The sequence below is a fragment of the Paenarthrobacter sp. YJN-D genome, from assembly GCF_015040335.1.
GTDB lineage: Bacteria > Actinomycetota > Actinomycetes > Actinomycetales > Micrococcaceae > Arthrobacter > Arthrobacter nicotinovorans.
Map to the genome: position 1 here is coordinate 43,898 of NZ_CP053550.1, position 19,975 is coordinate 63,872.

Annotated in this window: 27 protein-coding genes; 13 read left to right on the forward strand and 14 right to left on the reverse strand. The window is 66.4% G+C overall.

Annotated features, from left to right (window positions below; genetic code table 11):
• Positions 1 to 9: 9 nt before the first annotated feature.
• From HMI60_RS20450 to HMI60_RS20470, 5 genes are read left to right on the forward strand one after another with little or no spacing between them, the layout of a single operon-like run.
• Positions 10 to 807, forward strand: coding sequence for a ParA family protein (locus tag HMI60_RS20450; RefSeq protein ID WP_108720361.1), 798 nt, complete (start codon positions 10 to 12; stop codon positions 805 to 807).
• Positions 804 to 1,226, forward strand: a complete 423-nt coding sequence (locus HMI60_RS20455; protein ID WP_108720362.1) for a hypothetical protein — start codon at positions 804 to 806, stop codon at positions 1,224 to 1,226. The genes HMI60_RS20450 and HMI60_RS20455 overlap by 4 nt, the downstream gene beginning before the upstream one ends.
• Before the next feature lie 4 nt (positions 1,227 to 1,230).
• Positions 1,231 to 1,674 (forward strand): DUF192 domain-containing protein, encoded by a 444-nt coding sequence (locus HMI60_RS20460; protein ID WP_108720363.1) that lies wholly within the window; start codon positions 1,231 to 1,233, stop codon positions 1,672 to 1,674.
• Positions 1,671 to 2,594 (forward strand): hypothetical protein, encoded by a 924-nt coding sequence (locus HMI60_RS20465; RefSeq protein WP_108720364.1) that lies wholly within the window; start codon positions 1,671 to 1,673, stop codon positions 2,592 to 2,594. Before HMI60_RS20460 ends, HMI60_RS20465 begins: the two co-directional genes overlap by 4 nt.
• Positions 2,591 to 3,007 (forward strand): hypothetical protein, encoded by a 417-nt coding sequence (locus tag HMI60_RS20470; RefSeq protein ID WP_070424266.1) that lies wholly within the window; start codon positions 2,591 to 2,593, stop codon positions 3,005 to 3,007. The genes HMI60_RS20465 and HMI60_RS20470 overlap by 4 nt, the downstream gene beginning before the upstream one ends.
• Before the next feature lie 39 nt (positions 3,008 to 3,046).
• On the opposite strand, the gene HMI60_RS20475 is transcribed toward HMI60_RS20470, so the two are convergent.
• Complete coding sequence (locus HMI60_RS20475; protein ID WP_108720365.1) at positions 3,047 to 3,367, reverse strand: multidrug efflux SMR transporter; 321 nt, start codon at positions 3,365 to 3,367, stop codon at positions 3,047 to 3,049.
• Positions 3,367 to 3,714, reverse strand: coding sequence for a multidrug efflux SMR transporter (locus HMI60_RS20480; RefSeq protein ID WP_108720374.1), 348 nt, complete (start codon positions 3,712 to 3,714; stop codon positions 3,367 to 3,369). Before HMI60_RS20480 ends, HMI60_RS20475 begins: the two co-directional genes overlap by 1 nt.
• Positions 3,715 to 3,861: 147 nt before the next feature.
• Between HMI60_RS20480 and HMI60_RS20485 the strand changes: the two genes are divergently transcribed.
• A complete protein-coding gene (locus HMI60_RS20485; RefSeq protein WP_070424264.1) occupies positions 3,862 to 4,413 on the forward strand; it encodes a TetR/AcrR family transcriptional regulator in 552 nt (183 codons plus the stop codon).
• 89 nt (positions 4,414 to 4,502) lie between these two features.
• On the opposite strand, the gene HMI60_RS20490 is transcribed toward HMI60_RS20485, so the two are convergent.
• From HMI60_RS20490 to HMI60_RS20530, 9 genes are all read right to left on the reverse strand, one after another.
• Complete coding sequence (locus HMI60_RS20490) at positions 4,503 to 5,405, reverse strand: AAA family ATPase (protein WP_166835087.1); 903 nt, start codon at positions 5,403 to 5,405, stop codon at positions 4,503 to 4,505.
• Positions 5,392 to 6,843 (reverse strand): Mu transposase C-terminal domain-containing protein, encoded by a 1,452-nt coding sequence (locus HMI60_RS20495; protein WP_166835085.1) that lies wholly within the window; start codon positions 6,841 to 6,843, stop codon positions 5,392 to 5,394. The genes HMI60_RS20490 and HMI60_RS20495 overlap by 14 nt, the downstream gene beginning before the upstream one ends.
• A gap of 11 nt (positions 6,844 to 6,854) precedes the next feature.
• Entirely contained in the window at positions 6,855 to 7,421 is a 567-nt protein-coding gene (locus HMI60_RS20500) for a recombinase family protein (RefSeq protein ID WP_056131862.1), read from the reverse strand.
• A gap of 129 nt (positions 7,422 to 7,550) precedes the next feature.
• Positions 7,551 to 8,360 (reverse strand): AAA family ATPase, encoded by an 810-nt coding sequence (locus HMI60_RS20505; RefSeq protein ID WP_193591242.1) that lies wholly within the window; start codon positions 8,358 to 8,360, stop codon positions 7,551 to 7,553.
• Between the two features lie 2 nt (positions 8,361 to 8,362).
• Complete coding sequence (locus tag HMI60_RS20510) at positions 8,363 to 9,745, reverse strand: Mu transposase C-terminal domain-containing protein (RefSeq protein WP_193591243.1); 1,383 nt, start codon at positions 9,743 to 9,745, stop codon at positions 8,363 to 8,365.
• A 7-nt stretch (positions 9,746 to 9,752) separates the two neighbouring features.
• Positions 9,753 to 10,349: a recombinase family protein gene (locus HMI60_RS20515; RefSeq protein ID WP_193591244.1), complete on the reverse strand. Its 597-nt coding sequence runs from the start codon at positions 10,347 to 10,349 to the stop codon at positions 9,753 to 9,755.
• Between the two features lie 213 nt (positions 10,350 to 10,562).
• A complete protein-coding gene (locus HMI60_RS20520; protein WP_227453746.1) occupies positions 10,563 to 10,949 on the reverse strand; it encodes a DsrE family protein in 387 nt (128 codons plus the stop codon).
• 11 nt (positions 10,950 to 10,960) lie between these two features.
• Positions 10,961 to 11,368, reverse strand: a complete 408-nt coding sequence (locus HMI60_RS20525; RefSeq protein WP_193591245.1) for a DUF302 domain-containing protein — start codon at positions 11,366 to 11,368, stop codon at positions 10,961 to 10,963.
• A 34-nt stretch (positions 11,369 to 11,402) separates the two neighbouring features.
• The gene (locus HMI60_RS20530) at positions 11,403 to 11,660 is read right to left on the reverse strand and encodes a metal-sensitive transcriptional regulator (RefSeq protein ID WP_193591246.1); all 258 of its coding nucleotides are present in this window, start codon (positions 11,658 to 11,660) and stop codon (positions 11,403 to 11,405) included.
• A gap of 123 nt (positions 11,661 to 11,783) precedes the next feature.
• Between HMI60_RS20530 and HMI60_RS20535 the strand changes: the two genes are divergently transcribed.
• The 7 genes from HMI60_RS20535 (at position 11,784) to HMI60_RS20565 (ending at position 17,205) form a co-directional block, all read left to right on the forward strand.
• Entirely contained in the window at positions 11,784 to 12,404 is a 621-nt protein-coding gene (locus tag HMI60_RS20535; protein ID WP_193591247.1) for a rhodanese-like domain-containing protein, read from the forward strand.
• Positions 12,401 to 13,159 (forward strand): sulfite exporter TauE/SafE family protein, encoded by a 759-nt coding sequence (locus HMI60_RS20540; protein ID WP_193591248.1) that lies wholly within the window; start codon positions 12,401 to 12,403, stop codon positions 13,157 to 13,159. Before HMI60_RS20535 ends, HMI60_RS20540 begins: the two co-directional genes overlap by 4 nt.
• Before the next feature lie 31 nt (positions 13,160 to 13,190).
• Complete coding sequence (locus tag HMI60_RS20545; RefSeq protein ID WP_193591249.1) at positions 13,191 to 13,532, forward strand: rhodanese-like domain-containing protein; 342 nt, start codon at positions 13,191 to 13,193, stop codon at positions 13,530 to 13,532.
• A gap of 65 nt (positions 13,533 to 13,597) precedes the next feature.
• Positions 13,598 to 13,894: a rhodanese-like domain-containing protein gene (locus HMI60_RS20550; protein ID WP_193591250.1), complete on the forward strand. Its 297-nt coding sequence runs from the start codon at positions 13,598 to 13,600 to the stop codon at positions 13,892 to 13,894.
• A 48-nt stretch (positions 13,895 to 13,942) separates the two neighbouring features.
• The gene (trxA, locus tag HMI60_RS20555; protein ID WP_193591251.1) at positions 13,943 to 14,305 is read left to right on the forward strand and encodes a thioredoxin; all 363 of its coding nucleotides are present in this window, start codon (positions 13,943 to 13,945) and stop codon (positions 14,303 to 14,305) included.
• A 110-nt stretch (positions 14,306 to 14,415) separates the two neighbouring features.
• Entirely contained in the window at positions 14,416 to 15,816 is a 1,401-nt protein-coding gene (locus tag HMI60_RS20560; protein ID WP_193591252.1) for a rhodanese-like domain-containing protein, read from the forward strand.
• A gap of 120 nt (positions 15,817 to 15,936) precedes the next feature.
• The gene (locus tag HMI60_RS20565) at positions 15,937 to 17,205 is read left to right on the forward strand and encodes an MFS transporter (protein ID WP_193591253.1); all 1,269 of its coding nucleotides are present in this window, start codon (positions 15,937 to 15,939) and stop codon (positions 17,203 to 17,205) included.
• 199 nt (positions 17,206 to 17,404) lie between these two features.
• On the opposite strand, the gene HMI60_RS20570 is transcribed toward HMI60_RS20565, so the two are convergent.
• The 3 genes from HMI60_RS20570 to HMI60_RS20580 form a co-directional block, all read right to left on the reverse strand.
• A complete protein-coding gene (locus HMI60_RS20570) occupies positions 17,405 to 17,929 on the reverse strand; it encodes a signal peptidase II (protein WP_047692497.1) in 525 nt (174 codons plus the stop codon).
• Positions 17,926 to 18,516: a cadmium resistance transporter gene (locus HMI60_RS20575; RefSeq protein ID WP_047692498.1), complete on the reverse strand. Its 591-nt coding sequence runs from the start codon at positions 18,514 to 18,516 to the stop codon at positions 17,926 to 17,928. Before HMI60_RS20575 ends, HMI60_RS20570 begins: the two co-directional genes overlap by 4 nt.
• Positions 18,517 to 18,544: 28 nt before the next feature.
• Positions 18,545 to 19,932, reverse strand: a protein-coding gene (locus HMI60_RS20580) for an IS3 family transposase (RefSeq protein WP_094067111.1) whose coding sequence is annotated in 2 segments (ribosomal slippage) — positions 18,545 to 19,590 and positions 19,590 to 19,932 — 1,389 coding nt in all. Because the reading frame shifts where the segments join, the coding sequence is not laid out codon by codon here.
• Between the last annotated feature and the right edge of the window lie 43 nt (positions 19,933 to 19,975).

A 19,975-nucleotide genomic window follows, 5' to 3' on the forward strand; every position in this document is an offset into this window, starting at 1 on the left:
GGTATTACCGTGACCGCTCGAATCATCGCCCTCTGCAACCAGAAGGGCGGCGTCGGCAAGTCGACGACGACGTTCCACCTCGCTCGTGCAGCCGTGCTGCGCGGACAGCGCGTGCTCGTCGTCGACAACGACCCGCAAGGCAACCTCACGGCCGTGGCGGCCGCGGAGAGCGTGGAGGAGGACCAGGCAGGACTTGCTGACGCTCTCAGCTCACGAGCGCCCGAGACGATCCGCGACGTGATCGTGCGGGGCGTGTGGCCCGGCCTCGACGTGGTGCCCACGTCCGGCGTCACGCTCGGCTACGTGCGCGACGAGCTCGTGATCGCAGGAGCGGGCCGGGAGGGCCGCCTGCGCGAGGCGCTGGCGACCGTCGCAGCGGACTACGACCTGATCCTCATCGACTGCGCGCCGAGCCTGGACCAGCTCACGATCAACGGCCTGACGGCCGCCGGGTCGATCGTCGTCGTGACGCACTCGAAGCTGTTCAGCGCGAACGGCCTGGCGCAGCTCCTCGACACGATCGACAGCGTGAGGCAGCACTACAACCCCACGCTGACCGTGGCCGGCGTGATCGTGAACCAGCACGAGGAGCAGACCGTGAGCGGCCGCACCTGGCTCGACGAGCTGCACACCGCGGCCGAGAGTCGCGGCCTGACGGTCCTGAGCCCGCCGATTCCCAAGCGTGTCGTCATCAGCGACGCCCTCGAAGCGGCGAACGGCCTCGACGAGTGGGGGAGTGCCGAGGCGACCGCGCTCGGCGCGATCTACGCCGACCACCTGAACGCGATCGAAGGAGTTTCGTCATGACCCGCCCCACCCCGCGCCGGTCGAGCCTGGCCGGGTCGAGCCCCATCACCTCACCGCCGGCGGAGCCAGCGGCCGTCGACGCCACGGGCTGGACGAAGGACCAGCACGACGAGGCAGACCAGGCCGAGCAGATGCGCGAGATGCGCGCAGTCGAGGCCGAGCAGGCCGCGCGGCGGCCGCAGCCCAAGAGGAAGTACCCGGCCAAGGTGTCGTTCTACCAGGAGCGAGCCGACACCGACCGCATCCGCGGGGCGATCCTGCACACGATGGCCACCGAGGGCTCACGCTCGCTGTCGCAGTTCATCAACCAGGCCGTCATGGCCGAGGTCGAGCGACTAGAGCGCAAGTACAACGGCGGGCAGCCGTTCCCGGCCGTAGGAGCCCGCGAGCTGCCCCAGGGCCGCCCGATGGGGGAGTGAACCCATGAAGGTCCGAGCGATCGCCGCAGCGGCCCTCACGGCCGCGCTGGCGGCGTGCTCGGCCGCATCGCCCACCACCGCCACGGTGCAGGTCGGTGACGCGCTGACGTTCAGCGTCGAGGTGGCCGACACCGAACAGACCCAGCGAGACGGCCTCAGCGGCCGCACCTCGCTGTCGGAGGGCACCGGGATGCTGTTCCCGTTCGAGGAGCGCCAGGAGCAGCAGGTGTGGATGGCGGGAATGGAGATCTCGATCGACGTCGCCTGGATCGTCGACGACCAGGTGCTCGCCACCGACACGCTCGACCCGTGCACCCTCACCGACCAGAGCCAATGCCCACGGTGGACGTCGCCGGCGCCGGTCGACGCGCTGCTCGAAGTCCCAGCCGGTGCGCTCGACGGCATCGAGCCCGGCACCCACGTCACCATCCGAGAGGACCAACCATGACCACGACCCTGATCGAGACGCCCGCACCCGATCCGATCGCTGACGCGATCGCCGCCCTGACCGCGGCCGCGCGCCGTGAGCGAACCATCGGCGCCGGTACGCCGAACGAGCACATCGAGCCCGTCGATTTCGGAGAGATTGCCTGCCACGTCATCACCGCGGTGGCGGCGAACGTCGGAGGCGTCGAGGTCCTGCTGTCAGGCCGCCCCGGATCGTGGGAAGCCGACTACGTGCGACAGATCGTCCAGAGCACCGCCGGGGACGACGACACCGAGCTGCTGCGCTACCGCACCGAGCCGGTGCGCATCGAGTTCGACGCCGAGGAGGCATTCGACGACTTCGGCCTGACCGGCCTGTACGAGCGCGACGTCGACGAGCTGGCCACCCGCTCGGCGGCAGCCGACGATGCCCTGTTCGAGGCGTACGTGACGGCCGAGGAGCGAGCCCGGATCGAGGAGATTCGCGCTGCGACGACGAACGTCATCGGAACCGACGACGATGCCCTGTTCGAGCGCTCGAAGCCGCTCATGGAGGAGGCGCAGGCGATCGTCGAGGCCATCACTCAGCGCGCCGTGGCGGCCGACGATCCCCTGGCGGCCGCGCTGACGGCCGCCGAGACCGCCGAGGAGACGGCCCGCGAGCTGTGGGAGCAGGACCAGGCCGCCTACCGCGAGGCGTACACGGCCGCGATCCGCCAGGCCCTCACCGACCGCGGCCTCACGGTCGAGGTCGAGGTCGTCGAGGCCCGCGGCGAGTTGGAGTGGGACCCGCTCATCGACGAGCTGCACGAGCACGCACGGAAGAACGCGCCGCTGCCCATGACCGGGGCCGCTCCTGACTGGACTAGCGGCACCCCCGCCGACGCGCTGCACCGCGCCGGCCTGACCTACGTTACGCGAGCGCAGGCAGTGGCGCGATGACCACCCTGGACCTGTACCACCGCACCAGCGAGGACGCCGCCCGCGCGATCGTGGCCACCGGCCGCTTCCTCACACGTGAGAACACGCCGGAGGCGTACGTCTCGACGCACGTCGACGGCGAGGCCGCCGGCTACGGATCAGCCGTCGTGCACGTGCGCGTCGACGAGGCCGACGCGCAGCTCGAAGACGAGTTCCCCGACGGCGAGCTGCACTACCGAATCCCGCTCGACCGCGCCGAGGTCGTCGAGGCATTCACGCTCACCCAGGAGGGCGAGCGCTCCCCTCTCGCCGGCGCCGTGACGAACGTAAGGGCAGCGTCATTCCCAAGCGCCCCGCAGGCCCGCGCCGTCACGGTCACCGCAGTACGAGCGAACGGACCTACCGCCGACCGGCCCGGCCAACTCGAACGCTGACCGCACGCCGGCAGCGGCCCGCGGTGTGTCGGCCACGGCTCAGTGCGCGGCGCCGAGTTCGACGAGGAGGACGCCGCCGACGACAAGGGCGATGCCGGCGGCCATGATCCACGAAAACGGCTCGTCGAAGAGGAGCTTGGAGAGGATGGCGGTGAGGGCGACGCCGCAGGCGGCCCAGATGCCGTAGCCGACGCCGAGGGCCATCCCCGCGTCGAGGGCGAGTGCCAGCATGGTGAACGCGACGATGTAGCCGGCGATGACCGCGACGAACCAGAGCTTGCGGCCGTGGGTGGCCATGCGCAGGGAGAGGGTCGCGGCGACCTCGAAGCCGATCGCGCCGGCGAGGAACAGCCAGGCCATCAGCTCGCCGCCTGCCTCTGGCGGGCGGCGCGTTGGGAGCCGAGTTCGATAGTCAGCACGCCGAGGATGATGAGCACGATCCCGCCGACCATGATCGGGGTGAGCGGTTCACCGTAGATCAGGGTGGACAGGATCGCGGTGAGGGCGACGCCGGAGGCTCCCCAGATGCCGTAGGCGACGCCGAGCGGCACGCGCTCGCGCAGGACGAGCGCGAGGAACATGAACGCGCAGAAGAAACCGGCGACCACGAGCGCATACCAGCCCGGATGACCGAGCGCGGCTTTGAGGGAGAGCGACCCGGTGACCTCACTGAGGATCGCGCAGGCGAGGAGTATCCACTTCTTCATCATTCGACTTTCGAGAGGAGCTGGGTGGGGCCGCGACCCCTTACCGGAACTCAGACGATTCAAGCAACCTACCAAATGGTATAGTAACTCGGGCGAGGCTCGCCAGCCAAGCTCGGTGCCGGGCGATTCGAGGACGGGAGGTGCGCGGTGACGCGACCTAGCAAGCGCACCAACATCCTTGACGCCGCGCTGCGCGTCGCGGAGCGTGACGGGGTGACCGGGATCACCCTGGATGCTGTCGCGCAGGAGGCCGGGCTGACCAAGGCCGGGCTCATGTATTACTTCCCGAGCCGGGAGGCCCTGCTGTGGGGCATCCAAGAGCACTTGATCGTGTTCTGGGAGGGAGCGATGGAGGCAGCCGCCGGCAAGACGGCCGCGGAGGCGACGCCGGAGGAACGGTTGGCCGCGTACGCGCGGGTGGCGACCGAGTCGGCCGGTAGCGCCGAGCTGGCCCTGATTCTCGAGTTCTCCAAGCACGCCGGCCTCGCCGCGCAGTGGGATGGCGTCGTGGCGCGGTGGACGCCCACCGCAGAGGAGGCAGCGACCGACCCGCGTGCGTTCGCGATGTTCATCGCCCGGCTCGCCGCGGACGGGCTGTGGAGCTTCGAGTCGATGTACGACACCCGCCTGAACCCCCAGTTCCGGAGCGCCGTGGCCGAGGCCATCGCCGCCATGATCCCCGCGACCACCTCGCCCTGACCGATAACGATCGTTTCCGGTGCGGATGCCGGCGACGTCGACCAGAGCGCTGTGGATCGCATCGGTTGGTGGCGTGCTTCTGAGAGCGCTCAGTGGCCGATGAGGAGGGCTTCTCTGGCGGCGTCGACGAGCTCTGGGGAGAGGGTGTAGAGGTCGTTGATGGTCTGAACGCGTTCGATCTGGGTGATCAGGCGATCGAGGAGTCGGAAGTTGCCGGCGGTGATGCGGGCGATGGTGGCCAGGGCGGCGGCGTGGGCGATCGGGTCGTGGTCGGTGTTGTGCTGTGCAGGGAGGCGCGCGGAGAGGACAGCGGTGAGCTCGTCGGGTCCGAGGGGCCGGTACTCGTGGGCGAAGCCGATGCGGCTGTAGAGCTGGGGGTAGCGGGCGAGGCGTTTCTCGATGCCGGGCATGCCAATGAGGATGACGCCCATGTGGTGGCGGTCGTAGTAGTCGCGGACTTGCTCGAGGCCCGCGCTCTTGAGCCTGTCGGCTTCGTCGATGATCAGGAGCTCGGTGCGCCCGGAGGAGCGTGAGGCGTCGTAGAGGTAGGGGTCGACGAGGCCGAGCTCGGCGTAGTCGATCGCGTAGGAGATCGCCTGGCAGGCTCGGGGCAGTCCTTGGTCGATCTGCTTGACGGTGGCGGCCACCGTGGGGGTGTAGAACGCGGTGCGTGCTTCTAGGACGCGCGGCGGTACGGGCCCGACCGCGTCGGCGACCACGGACTGCCACTGTTCCCAGTCGTCGACGCCGGCGTAGTGGCGGGCTGAGAGTGTCTTGCCTATCCCGGGTGGGCCCCAGCACAGTCCGATGTAGCGGTGGGTGCGCACGGTGTCGGCGAACTCGGTGAACCGCCGGTGCTCGCGGGTGCTGTGGAAGGCCGGTGCGGGGTGAGGGTGCGGGGCGGGGGAGTTGACCTCGTCGAAGGTGCCGGTGAGGAACCGCCGGCCGTCGTCGTCTTTGCCGAGCACGGAGAGCTTGTTAGTCGGTGGCATACAGACGCAGTCCATGTCGTGGTCGGGGCTCAGGAGCCGGTGGCGGTGCTGTGTCGTCGGTGCTGCCTGCTGGTGGGGTGTAGCGGGTGTCGCCGGGGAGGGCGCTGGCGAGGGTGCGGTGTTGGCGGAGCTGGTGCTTGAGGTCGCGGCGGCGTTGGCGGCGGGCGGCTTGGAGCTGGTCGAGGGAGATTGACTCGGCGGATAGCTCGGGGGCGATCGCCCGGCACAAGAACTCGTCGTTGAAGTACACGCGGATCTCCCCGACGTCGCGCGGGTTGAAGCGGACGGTGACCTGCTCCCCGACGTAGGCGGCCAGGACTGTGGACAGGTAGCGGGTCGAGGCGAACTGGATGCCGTCGCGCTGGACCTTGCGGGTGGTGGCCGCGGTGAGCAGGAGCAGGTCGAGATCTTCGGGGTGGGCGGGGCTGCGCGGGATGAAGCCGCTCGCGCTCCACCGGTCGTTGGGCCCCTGGTGGGTCTGGGAGTGAGGGCGGGTGTTGTACTCGGCGACGACGTACTGCTCGACGATGACGTCGAGGTCTTCGAGCGTCAGCGCCGGGGTCGTGACCGGGGCACCGTTCGTGCCGTGCGGGATGTACCCGGGCAGGTGCGGCAGGAGCTCGGTGGTGACGGTCCGGTAGAACCGTTCGATCTTCCCTCGACCCTGGGGGACCCCGACTCGGGAGTGGATCAGCCGGATGTGGGTGTCCAGGCAGACCTGCTCGAGGCGAGCGGAGGTGAAGTCCGAGCCGTGGTCGCTGTAGAGGACCTCGGGCAGCCCGCAGACCGGCCAGCCCGGGTTCGTCTTGGCGTTGACGGCCTGGTGCAGGGCGAGCGCCGTCTGCTCGGCCGAAGGTGCGCCGAGGAAGAGGGTGTAGCCGGCCACGGCGCGGGAGTAGTCGTCCAGGACCACAGTCAGCCACGGGCGCACCTGGGTTCCCTTGGCGCCGAGGATCGCCACGTCTAGGAGAGTGTGGTCGACCTGCCACTGCTCGTTGGGTCGCTCGGCCGAGCGCCGCAGCACCAGCTCGAACCTGTCCCGGTACCCCGCGTCCCCGTGCTCGGCCAGAGCGCGCAGCCCGGGATCGATCCCGGTGACCAGGCTCCGGACGCTGGAGTAGCTGGGGGCAGACAGGCCGCGGTCATGTGCGATCCCAGCAACGCGGCGGTGGACGAACGCCACTGTCGGAGCCGGCTTTGCCAGGGCGAGCGCTTCGACTATCTCGATCAGCTCTGTCGGGATGCGGCGCCGGCCATGATCGCTGCGTTGGCGCCGAGCGAGGCCGTGCGAGGTGGAGTCAGCCCGGTAGGCGCGCGCCCAGCGCGAGAGGGTGCGCAACGAGACACCCGACTCGGCTGCCAGCCGCGTCCATGGGACACCGTTGTCGTGCTGGCGCAGGAGAGCGATCTTGTCTGAGACCTCCCACCGCGCAGGCACGTCCCCTCACCTCACATCGGCCGTGCGTCTTGGGCGAGGTGACGGTAGATCGTGCCGCGCGAGACACCGAACGTCTCAGCGATCTGCTGGACCGTGTAGGACTTCTCGTCGTACATCGCCCGGGCCTGGCGCGCCTTGGTCGCCGTCATCTTGAACCGGCCGCCGCCCTTGCGACCTCTCGCTCGGGCGGCGGCAAGACCGTCCTGGGTGCGCTCGACGATCAGGTCATGCTCGAACTCAGCGATCGCGGCGAGCATGTGGAAGAACAGGCGGCCACCCGGTGTCGTGGTGTCGATGCCCTGAGACAGCGCCTTGAGACCGATGCCTCGCTGCTGGAGGCTCTCGACGACTTCCTTGAGGTTGCGCACCGACCGCCCGAGCCGGTCGAGCTTGGTCACCACGAGGGTGTCACCTGAGCGCAAGTAGTCCAGAGCGTCGTCGAGCGCGGGTCGCTTGGCCAGCACTCCCGAGGCGTGCTCGACGAACACCTTCTCGCACCCCGCGGCGGCGAGCAGGTCTGTCTGCCCGTCCGGGTTCTGCTCCCGGGTCGAGACGCGCGCGTATCCGATCGAAGCCATGACCCGAATGTACCGCCAACGTCCCTCGCGGTACATAGGTCTCGGACACGGGCCATGAGACACGACGCGCCGATCTGGACGTGTGGAGTTTGCCGATAAATGGCGGTGTTTTTTGATCGGTATGTGTCGTTAGTTGCCTATCACGAGGACGCTGGCGGCTGCTTCGATGACGTCGTCTGTGATGGTTTCGAGTTGGTTGATTTTCAGGACGCGGGTGATCTGGGGGAAGAGTCGCTCGAGGAGTCGGAAGTTGCCGCGGGTGATTCTTTCGATTGCTGCGATGGCTTGGGCATCGGTGAAGTCTTCGGGGTCCAGTGTCTTTCCGAGTCGTTTCCAGTGGCGGTCCAAGACGAAGAGTAGTTCTTCGCGTCCGAGGGCCCGGTAGCGGTGGGAGAACCCAAGGCGGCTGTACAGCTGGGGGTAGTGGCGGAAGCGTTGGTCGATTCCCGGCATGCCGATAAGGATGATCGCGATGTGGGTGCGGTCATGTTTGTCTCTGAGCTGTTCGAGGACGTTCGGGGCGAGCCGTTCGGCTTCGTCGATGATCAGCAGTTCGACCCATTTATTGGTGTTGCCGACATGGACTCCGGTGACCTTTCCGATGAGGCGTTGGTGTTCGTCTGCGCAGATGCCGATCCTGATCTGTAGGTGCTCGACGTCGCGTATGAGATCTTTGGGCCTGGGTAGCACTTCGGGTGTGTAGAAGACCGTGCGGGAGCGGTTGGCGAGGGCGTAGTGTTTGGCGTCATGGTCGCCCCGCGGACCCCATTCTGTGATGTAGGGCTCCAGTGTGTCCCAGTTGGCGTAGCGGCGCGCTGACTGGGTCTTGCCTACTCCTGCGTCGCCATGGCAGATCCCGATGGTTTGCTCTTTGCGTACGGCGTTGGCGAATTCCGTGAATCGCCGGTGCTCCTTGGTAACGATGAAGTCCTTGTTCATGATCAGTCCTCTTCATAGGTGCGAAGCCGGCGCCTGGTTGGTGTTGGTGCGGTTTGTCGTGGTTCCTCGCGGGGTGCGTGAGTGGGTATGCGTTCGTTGATGGTCCGGCGCAGCTCGCGTCGGCGGGCTCGGCGGGCAGATTCAATGTCGCGGAGGCTGAGCCTGAGGTTTGGATGGTTTTCGTCGATGGCAACGCAGATGAAGGTGTTGTGGTCGTAGACGCGGATTTCGGAGATGTCTCTGGGGTCGTAGCGGATCGTGACCGTGTGTCCGACGAAAGGTGCCAGAGTCGGAGCAAGGTAGCGCTGGCCCTGGAAGTGGATTCCGTCGCGCTGGACCTTACGGTGTTTCGGCACCGTGAGCAGGAGCCCGTCGAGGGCTTCGAGGCTGTCGGGCATGCGTGGTAACCAGCCGTCTGCGACCCAGCTGTCCCTCGGAGAACGGCCGAGTTCCTGGTGGGGTCGTTCGTTGTAGGTGGCGATGAAGGAACCAATGGCCCGGTCAAGGGCGGCAAGATCAAGCCCTGGTTGGGGGTTCCGGCTTCCATGCCCGAGGTGCCCTGGGAGCGAGGCGAGGAGTTCGGTGTTGACGGTGCCGAAGAAGCGTTCAACCTTTCCCCGTCCTTGGGGTCGGCCAATCGTTGAGTAGATAAGGCGGATATGAAGCTCGATCGCCGTGCGTTCAAGGTGGTGGCTGGTGAAATCAGAACCATGGTCGACGTGCAGAACGTCAGGAATGCCGCACATCGCCCAGGTCGCGTCGCTCTTTCGCCAAATGGCCTGTCGGAGGGCGAGTGCCGTGTTCATGGCCGATGGTGCGCCGGTGAACACCATGTACCCGCACAAGGCTCTGGAATGATCGTCCATCACGGTTGTTAGCCATGGCCGGTCCGGCGTCCCGTTCGCTCCGGTGACGAGGATGTCGAGTTCGGTGTGGTCGGCTTGCCAGATCTGGTTAGGCCGGTCGGCTCGGCGACGGAAAACGAGTTCGTGCCGGTCTCGATAAGAGGCAGGACCTTCGAGGGCGAGGGTTACCAGGGCCGGATCGAGCGCTTGGACGATCTCACGCACTGTGGCGTAGCTGGGCGCGTGAAAGCCCTTTTGCCCTGCTTCAGAAACAGTCAAGCGGTGCAATGTGGCAAGACTCGGTCGGGGCTTCGTCAGGGCAAGTCTTTCGATGACCGCCACAGCTTCGGCGTCGGTGTGCCGCTTGCCTGTATCGGAGCGAGTATTCCGTTCCAGCGCCTGGAGGCCACGAGCCTTGTAAAGCCGGTGCCAGCGTTGAAGCGTCCGGGCACTAATCCCCGTTTCCCGGGCGAGAACGGCGAGTGGAACCTGGTCCTCGACGTGAAGTCGGAGGATCTTCCAGCGTTCATCGCCGTTCACCGTACGCCTACGTGCCGGTACTCTTACGGGCGGCCAGGGCCTGCTGATGCCGGTACAAGGTAGCCCGGCTCCAGCCCACCAGACGCGCGGCGTCCTCGGCAGTGCGCCCCTTGGCCCTCGCATCCTGGACGACGGCGAGTTTGTCTGCAATAACCATCGGATCGGAGGCTGGTCTGCCGAAGCGCGTGCCGTTCTGTCTGGCAGCCAGGATGCCGGCGTTGACCCGCTCAACGATCAGCTCACGTTCGTACTCGGCAAGGGTGGCCAGCATATTCAGCATCAACCGACCCGTCGAAGTCGCCGGATCGATTCCATCAGAAATGGACCGCACCTGGATCCCACGTTCCCGGAGCAGGTTAACCGTATTGAGGACATCAATCAGTGACCGGCCCAAGCGGTCCACCCGCCACACCACGACGGTATCGCCTTCCTCTGCGTAGGCGAGCAGTTTCTTCATCCCGGGCCGCTCGGCAGCGGCCTTGCTCCCGGATGTGACATCGGCGAAGACATCGCGCTTCTGGACTCCGGCAGCGACCAATGCATCGAGCTGCAGCTGAGCATCCTGACTCGAAGTGCTCACGCGCGTATACCCGAGATGCCTCACCCGGCCATTGTGCCTCAGAAAGTCAGTGAAAGCACTTGGCTAAGACGTTATACATCGAGACGACTTTCCAAGACATGAACCGGATCGAAACGGCGCGGCGATCTACTGACAATATCGACGCGAGGCTTGTGTCTTGAAAAGCTGTTATTTTTCAAGACAGCATTAATAGGGAGCGCATGTGGTGTCTCCGGGCGCAGGTGGGTGGGATGGTGCTCAGGGCCTGACGTAGGCCCAGCCCTGCCACTGGCGTTCCGCCAGGTGCGCCACTGCTGCTGGAACAGTGCCGATGCCAACGGCAAGGTCAGCTGCTTCCAGTCCTGCTGAGGGCAGGCTGGTTGCACGGGCAAGAATTTCTACGCCGAGTTGCTGGACATTCGTGATCGCCTCGTTGATCGGCGAGTCTCCGGTGAGCAGTCGAACACCTGCGCCTTGAACGACCACTTCGATCGCCCGGCCGTGCTTAAGTGCCGCTCGGGCATTGGCTGAACTGCGCAGCACGCCGGCCAGTGGTTCCGCATCAAGCGGACCTGCTGCATGGAGGAGCAAGCCCGGATCATTCGGTCCTGGTGATGACATGGCGGAGCCCTCGTTGGCGGTCATGGTTATCCGCGTCAGTTGTTTAGTGCTGCGAGGGTGTTACGCAGGCGGGTACCGGCGTCGTCGGCGATTTCCTTGACGGCAGGAGCTGCGCTGAGCTGGACCATGGTCTTTGGGTCGATGGCCTCGATGGTGGTGACTCCTGCATCCTGGCCGCGGCGTACGACGACGTTACACGGCAGGAGTGTTCCAATCTCGGGTTCGGCGGCAAGGGCGCGGCTGGCCAGGGCGGGGTTGCAGGCACCGAGGATGAGGTAGTCACCCACGGCGTCCGCGGCTTCGGCACCCAGTTTGGCTTCGAATGTGGACCGGACATTGATTTCGGTGAGGATCCCGAATCCTTGGGCTGCTAGGGCGTCCCGGGTGCGGTTCACGGCTTCGCCCCATGGAAGATCGATGGTCGTGCTGAGCGTGTACGTCATGGTTCTCCTTTGGGTGGCTCAAACGGGGGGCGGGTCAGGCGAGGGAGAGGAAGAGCTTTTCCAGGTCCTTCTTGTCCATGGTGGCGTCCTTTTGGACGATGCACTGCTCAAGGCCCGTAGCGATGATGGCGAAGCCGGCCCGGTCAAGGGCTTTGGACACGGCCGCCAGCTGGGTGACGACGTCTTTGCAGTCCCGGCCTTCCTCGAGCATCCGGGTGACGGCGGTGAGCTGGCCTTGTGCGCGCTTGAGGCGGTTGATCACGGGCGTGAGTTCGGTTGGGTTCAATTCCATAAGGGTTCTCCATCGATGGGGTGCTGCCGTCAACAATATACCCCCATGGGTGTTTTGACTACCCCCGGGGGTATCTGTAATACTCGGTGGGGTATCCACCCGACCCCTTCCGAGAGACCACTTATGACTTCCCCCTCCCAGGCCAGCGTCGCCGTTACGGCACTCGCTCCCGAAACCCTTCAGTCCTGGATCACTGAACACCGGGACCTCGTGGTGATCGACGTGCGTTCCGCTGCCGAATTCGAATCCATGCACATCCGCGGCTCCTACAACGTGCCGCTGCCGCTGCTTTCCGAGCACACCGACGAGCTCGCCGCCCGGCTGGGCTCCCGCGTGGTCCTGGTCTGCCAGTCCGGCGTGCGCGCCGAGCAGGCCCGCCAGCGCATGGCCACCGTTGGCCTGGACACCGCCTACGTGCTCACCGGAGGCGTTCCCGGTTTCGCTGCTGCCGGCGGCGACGTGGTCAAGGGCAAGGACCGCTGGGACCTGGAGCGCCAGGTCCGCCTGGCCGCAGGCTCCCTGGTGATGCTGGGCCTGGCCGGGGGGAAGTTCGTTTCCCCCAAAGTCCGGATGCTGGCCGGTGCCATCGGCGCGGGTTTGACGTTCTCGGCCGCGACCAACACCTGCGCCATGGGCAAGGCCCTCTCTGCCATGCCGTGGAACAAAGCCGCCAAGGAGCCCACTCGCGAAAGCGCCATCCTGCAGCTTCCCCTGCAGCAGGCTGTCGAGGAAGCCGCGGCATGATCCCGGCCCTGGCTCTGGGGCTCGTCGTCGGCATCGTCCTGGGCGTAGTAGGCGGCGGCGGGTCCATCATCGCCGTTCCAGCCTTGGTCTACGGCGTCGCGATGAGCCCTGCCCAGGCCATTCCTACCTCGCTGCTGGTCGTGGGCATATCCTCACTGGCAGCCCTGATCCCCAGGATCCGCGAGGGCCTGAACTGGCCCGTGATCGCCCTCGTCGGAGCCGCCGGAATCCCTGCAGCCTGGGCCGGTGCGGCCGTCGGCAAGCTGCTGGACCCCAACATCCTGATGCTGGCATTTGCGGTGATCATGGTGGCCGCGGGCATCCGCATGCTCATGAAGACCCGCGAAACCGAGGGATCCTGCAGCACCGGGCCGGGCAGGGCCTTCCGGTCCTGCGCCCCCAAGGCCGTGGGGGTGGGCCTGCTCGTCGGGTTCCTCACCGGACTGCTCGGAGTAGGCGGCGGCTTCCTCATCACCCCCGCGCTGACCATCTTCCTGGGCCTGCGCATGAAGCAGGCGGTCGGAACATCCCTGGCCATCATCGTGGTCAACTCCGCAGCGGGGTTCAGCGCCCACGCCGCCGGCTACACCATCGACTGGGCCACCACACTGGCGTTCGCGGTCCCGGCCATCGTCGGATCGGTGGTTGCCGCAAGGTTCGCCCGCCACCTGCACGACAAGCACATCCGCATCTCGTTCGCGGTACTCATCTTTGCCGTCGCGGCGTGGGTCACCGCCGGCGTTGTCACCGCCTGACACCACCCACCCAGTACCGAAGGAGAACACCATGGGACTGATCGATTCCCTCAAGAAGGCCTTCAGCAAGCCCTACAAGACAATCTCCGTGGCGCAGGCCAAAGAACTCGTCAGTTCCGGGGCCACACTCATCGACGTCAGGTCAGCCCAGGAATGGCGGACCGGCCGCGCGCCGCAAGCCAAACACGTCCCACTGGACCGGCTGCAGACAAGCACCGCCGGCATCCAGAGAACCCGCCCGGTGATCGCCGTCTGCGCCTCCGGCGTACGCTCCGCCTCAGCAGCCCGGCTCCTCGCCGCCAAGGGGTACGACGCCTACTCGCTGCGCGGCGGCATGGCCGCCTGGCGGCAGGCCGGCGAACCCGTCCGCTAAGCAAACATCCAAACCTGGACAAGTACCTCCCCACCAGCCGAAAACCACTTCGAAGGAGAACCATCATGGCTGAAATCACCATCACCGACGCCGAACAGCGCCGCTCCACCGCCCGGATCCTCGACGTCCGCGAGGACTTCGAAGTCGCCGACGGCATGATCCCCGGCGCCCTGCACATCCCGATGGGCCAGCTGCAGGCCCGCCTGGGCGAGCTGGACCCGGCCGCCCCCGTGATCGCCGTATGCCGCAGCGGCAACCGCAGCGCCGCCGTCGCCGATGCCCTCAACGGCGCCGGCTACACGGCGGACACCATGGCCGGCGGCATGACTGCCTGGACCAGGGCCGGACTCCCCACCACTTAAAACTTGCCGCAGGACAACCACCACCCGCCCGAAAGGACACGACAGACCATGGCAACCATCGACATCACCGAGCAATCCTTCGCCCAGACCCTGGAGGACAACGGCATCGTCTTTGTCGACTTCTGGGCAGCCTGGTGCGGCCCCTGCCGCATGTTCGCCCCCACGTACGGCGCCGCAGCAGAGCGCCACCCGGACATCACGTTCGCCAAGGTGGATACCGAAGCCGAACAGGCCCTCGCTGCCGCGGCGAACATCACCTCCATTCCCACCTTGATGGCCTTCAAGGACAAGACCCTCGTTTTCTCCCAGCCCGGAGCACTCAACGCCACCGGCCTGGAGGAAGTCATCCAGACCGTGAAAAACCTGGACATGGACAAGCTCCGCGCCGAAGCCGGCCACCAGCACGCCTGACCGGCCCCGACCGCCGCACCCAAATGACCGTGGCGGCAATCCCCTTGCCGTATACCCCTAGGGGTATCTAAACTTGTTATCAGAGACCCCTTCATGAAGGAGAGCACCAGATGCTTATCGAGCGCATTTACGATGAAGACCTTGCCCAAGCCAGCTACCTGATCGGCTGCCAGGCCAACGGCACCGCCGTTGTTGTCGACGGCCGCCGCGACATCGCGGTCTACCAGGAGCTTGCCGAGAAGAACGGCATGAAGATCGTGGCCGTCACCGAGACCCACATCCACGCCGACTACCTTTCCGGCACCCGCGAACTGGCCGCAGCGACCGGCGCGAAGATCTACGTTTCCGGCGAGGGCGGACCGGAGTGGCAGTACGAGTTCGACGGCGAACGCCTCTACGACGGTGACAAGATCACCGTCGGCAACATCAGCATCCAGGCTGTCCACACTCCCGGACACACGCCGGAGCACCTGTCCTTCCTGGTCACTGACGGCGCGTTCAGCGATCAGCCCGGCTACCTGCTCTCCGGTGACTTTGTCTTCTCCGGCGACTTGGGCCGGCCCGACCTGCTGGACGAGGCAGCCGGCGGCGTGGACACCCGTTTCGAGGGCGCCAAGCAGCTCTTCGCCAGCCTGCGGGACAAGTTCCTCACCCTTCCCGATTATGTCCAGGTCCACCCGGCCCACGGCGCCGGCAGCGCCTGCGGCAAGGCACTGGGTGCTATCCCGTCCTCGACCGTGGGCTACGAGCGGCTCTACTCCTGGTGGGGCCCCTACTTGGCCGCCAACGACGAGCAGGGTTTCATCGACGAGCTCCTCGACGGCCAGCCTGACGCACACGCCTACTTCGGCCGGATGAAGCGCGAAAACCGTGTCGGACCGGCCGTCATGGGCGAACGCACTCCGCTGCCCCAACTGGCGACCGGCACTGTCGCCGCCGGCCTGGCAGAGGACACCCTGACCTTCATCGACACCCGCCCTAACTCCGTGGTCCACGAAGGCACGGTAGTCCGTTCGCTGAACGTTCCGGCCGGCAAGTCCGTGGCCAGCTACGGTGCCTGGGTAGTGAACCCCGAGACGGACAAGAACCCGCTGGTCCTCCTGGCCAAGGACCCGGAAGCTGCGCAGGACGTGTGGGACCACCTGGTCCGGGTCGGCATCGACAACGTCGCCGGTTACGTCACCAGCATCGAAGGGCTCCCCATCTTTACGCCGAAGCTGATCCAGCCCGAGGAACTCAAGGGCTTCGACGCGGCCATGGTCCTGGACGTGCGCAACCGCAGCGAGCACATCGCCGGCAACATCCCGGGTTCGTACCAGCTCAGCGGCGGTCGCGTGATGTGGCACCTGGACAAACTCCCGGGCGAGGGAACGATCGTGACGTACTGCCAGTCCGGTGTCCGGAACTCCGTGGCCGCCAGCGCCCTGCGCCGGGCCGGGTACGACGTTGTCGAACTCGACGGCAGCTACGCCGCGTGGAACACCTGGCACAACAGCGTCCCCGCAGCCTAAAGGCCCAACCACCCCAAAACCGTCCGGGCAGGACCCCTTCAGCCCGGGCTCCCGGCCCGGGCGCGTTCCCCCCAACGCACCCGGGCCACCTTCATGTCACCGACCAGGACGGAACAACCAATGCCGGGCAAAACAGTTCCCAACGCCTCCGGTTCAGCCGGTCCCGCGCTGGGCCTGCGGCAGAACCTGACCCAGTTCATGCTGCTGGTCACCGTCAACGCCCTGGTCGGTGGCACCCTTGGCCAGGAACGCACCGTCCTGCCCCTGCTCGCCTCACAAACATTCCACCTCGACCTGTACACGAGCGCGCTGACCTACATCTTGGCGTTCGGCCTGTCCAAGGCCGCGATGAACTACTTCGCCGGAACGCTTTCCGACAGATATGGCCGCAAACCTGTTCTCGTCGCTGGCTGGCTGGCCGCTGTACCGGTTCCGCTCATGCTCATCCTCGGCCCATCCTGGGCCTGGATCGTGGCGGCCAACGTGCTGCTGGGCATCAGTCAGGGCCTCACCTGGTCGACCGCGGTCATCATGAAAATGGATCTCGTGGGCCCCAGGCAACGCGGCCTGGCCATGGGCTTCAACGAGGCGGCCGGCTACCTGGGCGTCGCCGTGACCGCACTGGTCACCGGCTACCTGGCCACCACCTACGGCCTCCGCCCTGCCCCCTTCCTGCTCGGAGCCGCCTACATCGCCCTGGGCCTCGGACTGACAGTCCTTGCCGTCAGGGAAACCCACCACCACGCTCACACTGAAGCCAGACAGCATGTAGAGGCCCAGAGCAGCGCCCATGCAGGACTCACCACCGGCCAGGTGTTCACCCTCACCAGCTTCAAGGACCGCTCCCTCTCAGCGGCCAGCCAGGCCGGCCTCGTCAACAACCTTAACGACGGCTTGGCTTGGGGTCTCTTTCCCGTCTTGTTCGCCAATGCCGGGCTGAATCTCGGCCAGATCGGCATCCTGGCTGCCGCCTACCCCGCAGCCTGGGGCGCCGCCCAACTGGTTACCGGCGCCGCCTCCGACCGGTGGGGCCGCAAATGGTTCATCACAGCCGGCATGCTGGTCCAGGCCGTCGCACTGGCAGTCACCGCGTCAGCCCACAGTTTCGGGTACTGGCTCGGAGCCGCCATCGTGCTGGGTCTGGGTACGGCCATGGTCTACCCAACCCTGCTTGCCGCCATCGGCGACGTAGCCCACCCTGCCTGGCGGGCGCGATCCGTGGGGGTCTATCGATTGTGGCGCGACGGCGGATTCGCCGTCGGCGCGGTCCTCTCTGGCGTCCTCGCCGACCTCTACGGCATTCCCACCGCCATCGCCGCCATCGCCGCGCTCACCGCAGTATCCGGCGTCGTGGTAGCCGTCCGCATGCGCGGCAACGACCACGCATAGGACATCAAGCGATCAAAGAACGCCGCCATAAAGCGATCAAATCCACATGGACGCTCGCCTGCCGTGGTGTCTCATGGACGGTCGTCCGCGGGACCAGTTGGACCCGGTAGCTGCCGAAACTTTTGACCTCGAGGGAGATCTCGCCGCCTGGGGAAGTAGTGAACTCTCCGATGCTGCCGCTGTGTTCGCTAAAGCGGCGTCACTCGCCGGGCCGCTCGCGGAGCATGAGGAGCACTCCGGTGATCGCGACCGCGACGATCACGATGTCCGCAACGTTGCCGATGAACCAGGTGCCGTATGCCAGGAAGTCCACGACATGACCTTGGGCAAACCCTGGCTCGCGGAAGAGCCGGTCGCCGGTGTGCGAGGCGGCGGCTCCACCGAGCGCACCGATCACGATCGCCCACCTAGGTCGCCGGACACGCAAGGCGAAGACGACCGCGGTGACCGTAGCAACGACGGCCGCCAGAGCGAACACCGGGGTGGAGCCTTCGCCGAAGGAGAAGGCCGCGCCGGGATTGTAGGCAAGTTGCAAACCCAACAGGTTGCCGATCAAAGGGACGCGTTCGCCCTCGGTAAGTGTGGCTTCGGCCCAAGTTTTGGTCCCCTGGTCGACGAGGACTACCAACGCGCCGAGCGTGAACGCTCCCACGGTGAGTTGCCAGCGCCGCGGCGGGGGAACTTCTCGTGCTTCGGGCTCGTGGCCGGTCTCGCGCGACGTCATGCGAAGACCTCCGAGAGCCGGAGGACGACGCCGGACTCGATCAGGATGAACAGCCCCAGTCCGATGAACACTGCGGGGACAAGCCAATGCTCGACCCGTTCCAACGCATCGGTGACGGCCTCGTGCGTTCCGATCAGCCGTCCCGCGCCGCACCAGACGGCCACGAGGAGGAGGAACACTCCAATCATGACCACGACGTCAGCGGGTGCGCTGGTGCGAAAGATCGGCGTGTAGAGGGAGATGTTGTCGGCACCATTGGCGATCGTGATCCCGGCGACGCCCCACAACCCGACTGCAGTGATCTTTGCTTCACCATCGTCATCAGCCTGGTTGCGGCGTAGCCCCCGCGCGAGCGTCCAGATGCCGATGGTTAGAGGGATCAGCCCAAGGAGCCCGACCCAGGAGTCTGGGATGATCGTCAAGCCCAAAGCGGCCACCACGCTGACCACGACGAGGGTGATGAACCCGAGGTACTGCCCCGCGACGATCTGCCATGGTCTTGGCTTTCCCCGACGAGAGGCGAGGAACAGCACCACGAGCACGACGATGTCGTCAATGTTGGTGGCGGCGAACAGGCCGATCGGAATTTGTCAAGGTAGTTGAGGCCGGTGGGTGTTAGGCGGCTAGCTCGATGCCGGTGTTGTCGGCGGGTTGGTTGATCCAGGCCGTCGGTGGGATGGCCAGGATCTTCGGATCGCGGTTGGTGGCGAATCGTTCGGGGTTGCGGGCGCGGGCGGCGGCCAGGACGAGAGCCCGCTCGCCAGCCTTCGCCGCGGCGAGGCCGTAGTGGACGTCAGCGGGGGTGTTCAGTCCGATGCCGGTGTGGTGGTGGTGATGGTTGTAGCCGGCGACGAAGTCGGCCATGAACGACCGGGCGTCAGTCAGGGAGCCGAAGCGTTCGGGGAACACGGGCGCGAACTTCAACGTCTTGAACCACGCTTCGGAGTAGGGGTTGTCGTTGCTCACCCGGGGCCGGCTGTGTGACTTGGTGACCTCCAGGTCCGCCAGGAGCGCCGCGACGGTCTTGGACGTCATGGACGTGCCCCGGTCGGCGTGCACGACCTGCGGGATGCCGTGGACCCCGAAGATCTCCTTCATCATCTCGGCCGCCAGGACGGCGGACTCGGCCGCGTGCACGTGCGCGCCGACGATGTAGCGGGAGTAGATGTCGATCATCACGTAGGCGTCGAAGTAGGTGCCCTTGATGGGCCCGGCGAGCTTGGTGATGTCCCACGAGTAGACCTGCCCGGGGGCGGTGGCGACGAGCTCGGGGATGGTCCGGGCCGGGTGGCGGGCCAACCGGCGGCGCTCCTTGATCTGCGCGTTCGCGGTCAACACCCGGTAGATCGTGGAGATCGACCCCAGATACACGCCCTCGTCGAGCAGGTGGGCGTAGATCTGGATCGGGGGCAGGTCCACGAACCTGGGGCTGTTCACGACCGCCAGGACCTCGGCCCGTTCCGCGTCGGTGAGCTTGTTCACCGGCACCCGGGCCCTGGTCACCACCGGGGTGCGGGGGCGGCGGGTCGCGGTCGCCCGCGACACCCCGACCAGGATCGCCGCGGCCCGGGTCGGGACCCCCGCACCGGTCAGCTCACGGTAGGTAGCCATCAACGCGTGGTGTGCTCGGAGTCGTCCCGCGATCTCTTGGTAAGCACGTCCAAGAGATCGTGTGCTTTTCCCATGATCACCAGCGCCGCCTCGGTCGTCACCAACCTCCGCTCGGCCTTGTCGAGCTGACGGCGCAACCGGGCGATCTCCGCCTGCTCGGCCGACAGCCGCCCGATCTTCTCCCCAGGTTGTTTCCCCGCGAGGACCCCTGCGTCACGCATCCGGCGCCACTCGCTGACCAGCGAGGAGTACAACCCGTGCTCGCGCAGGTACGCACCGCCCAGGCCGCTGGCGACGGCCACCTCGTAGGCGGCCAGGTGGTCAAGCTTCTGCGCCGAGGAGAACGACCTCCGCGAGGTCGGACCCCCCGAACGAGGTCCGGGACTGGGCATACGACCATCGTCGCGCACCGCGATCAAAGACGAACTCATGATG

What these genes read in the sequence shown, in the direction of transcription:
- HMI60_RS20455 (WP_108720362.1), top strand. Translation starts at nt 804, where the DNA reads ATGACCCGCCCCACCCCGCGCCGGTCGAGCCTGGCCGGGTCGAGCCCC.
- HMI60_RS20460 (WP_108720363.1), top strand. Translation starts at nt 1,231, where the DNA reads ATGAAGGTCCGAGCGATCGCCGCAGCGGCCCTCACGGCCGCGCTGGCG.
- HMI60_RS20465 (WP_108720364.1), top strand. Translation starts at nt 1,671, where the DNA reads ATGACCACGACCCTGATCGAGACGCCCGCACCCGATCCGATCGCTGAC.
- HMI60_RS20470 (WP_070424266.1), top strand. Translation starts at nt 2,591, where the DNA reads ATGACCACCCTGGACCTGTACCACCGCACCAGCGAGGACGCCGCCCGC.
- HMI60_RS20475 (WP_108720365.1), bottom strand. Translation starts at nt 3,367, where the DNA reads ATGGCCTGGCTGTTCCTCGCCGGCGCGATCGGCTTCGAGGTCGCCGCG.
- HMI60_RS20480 (WP_108720374.1), bottom strand. Translation starts at nt 3,714, where the DNA reads ATGAAGAAGTGGATACTCCTCGCCTGCGCGATCCTCAGTGAGGTCACC.
- HMI60_RS20490 (WP_166835087.1), bottom strand. Translation starts at nt 5,405, where the DNA reads ATGCCACCGACTAACAAGCTCTCCGTGCTCGGCAAAGACGACGACGGC.
- HMI60_RS20500 (WP_056131862.1), bottom strand. Translation starts at nt 7,421, where the DNA reads ATGGCTTCGATCGGATACGCGCGCGTCTCGACCCGGGAGCAGAACCCG.
- HMI60_RS20505 (WP_193591242.1), bottom strand. Translation starts at nt 8,360, where the DNA reads ATGAACAAGGACTTCATCGTTACCAAGGAGCACCGGCGATTCACGGAA.
- HMI60_RS20520 (WP_227453746.1), bottom strand. Translation starts at nt 10,949, where the DNA reads ATGACCGCCAACGAGGGCTCCGCCATGTCATCACCAGGACCGAATGAT.
- HMI60_RS20525 (WP_193591245.1), bottom strand. Translation starts at nt 11,368, where the DNA reads ATGACGTACACGCTCAGCACGACCATCGATCTTCCATGGGGCGAAGCC.
- HMI60_RS20530 (WP_193591246.1), bottom strand. Translation starts at nt 11,660, where the DNA reads ATGGAATTGAACCCAACCGAACTCACGCCCGTGATCAACCGCCTCAAG.
- HMI60_RS20535 (WP_193591247.1), top strand. Translation starts at nt 11,784, where the DNA reads ATGACTTCCCCCTCCCAGGCCAGCGTCGCCGTTACGGCACTCGCTCCC.
- HMI60_RS20540 (WP_193591248.1), top strand. Translation starts at nt 12,401, where the DNA reads ATGATCCCGGCCCTGGCTCTGGGGCTCGTCGTCGGCATCGTCCTGGGC.
- HMI60_RS20545 (WP_193591249.1), top strand. Translation starts at nt 13,191, where the DNA reads ATGGGACTGATCGATTCCCTCAAGAAGGCCTTCAGCAAGCCCTACAAG.
- HMI60_RS20550 (WP_193591250.1), top strand. Translation starts at nt 13,598, where the DNA reads ATGGCTGAAATCACCATCACCGACGCCGAACAGCGCCGCTCCACCGCC.
- trxA (WP_193591251.1), top strand. Translation starts at nt 13,943, where the DNA reads ATGGCAACCATCGACATCACCGAGCAATCCTTCGCCCAGACCCTGGAG.
- HMI60_RS20560 (WP_193591252.1), top strand. Translation starts at nt 14,416, where the DNA reads ATGCTTATCGAGCGCATTTACGATGAAGACCTTGCCCAAGCCAGCTAC.
- HMI60_RS20565 (WP_193591253.1), top strand. Translation starts at nt 15,937, where the DNA reads ATGCCGGGCAAAACAGTTCCCAACGCCTCCGGTTCAGCCGGTCCCGCG.
- HMI60_RS20570 (WP_047692497.1), bottom strand. Translation starts at nt 17,929, where the DNA reads ATGACGTCGCGCGAGACCGGCCACGAGCCCGAAGCACGAGAAGTTCCC.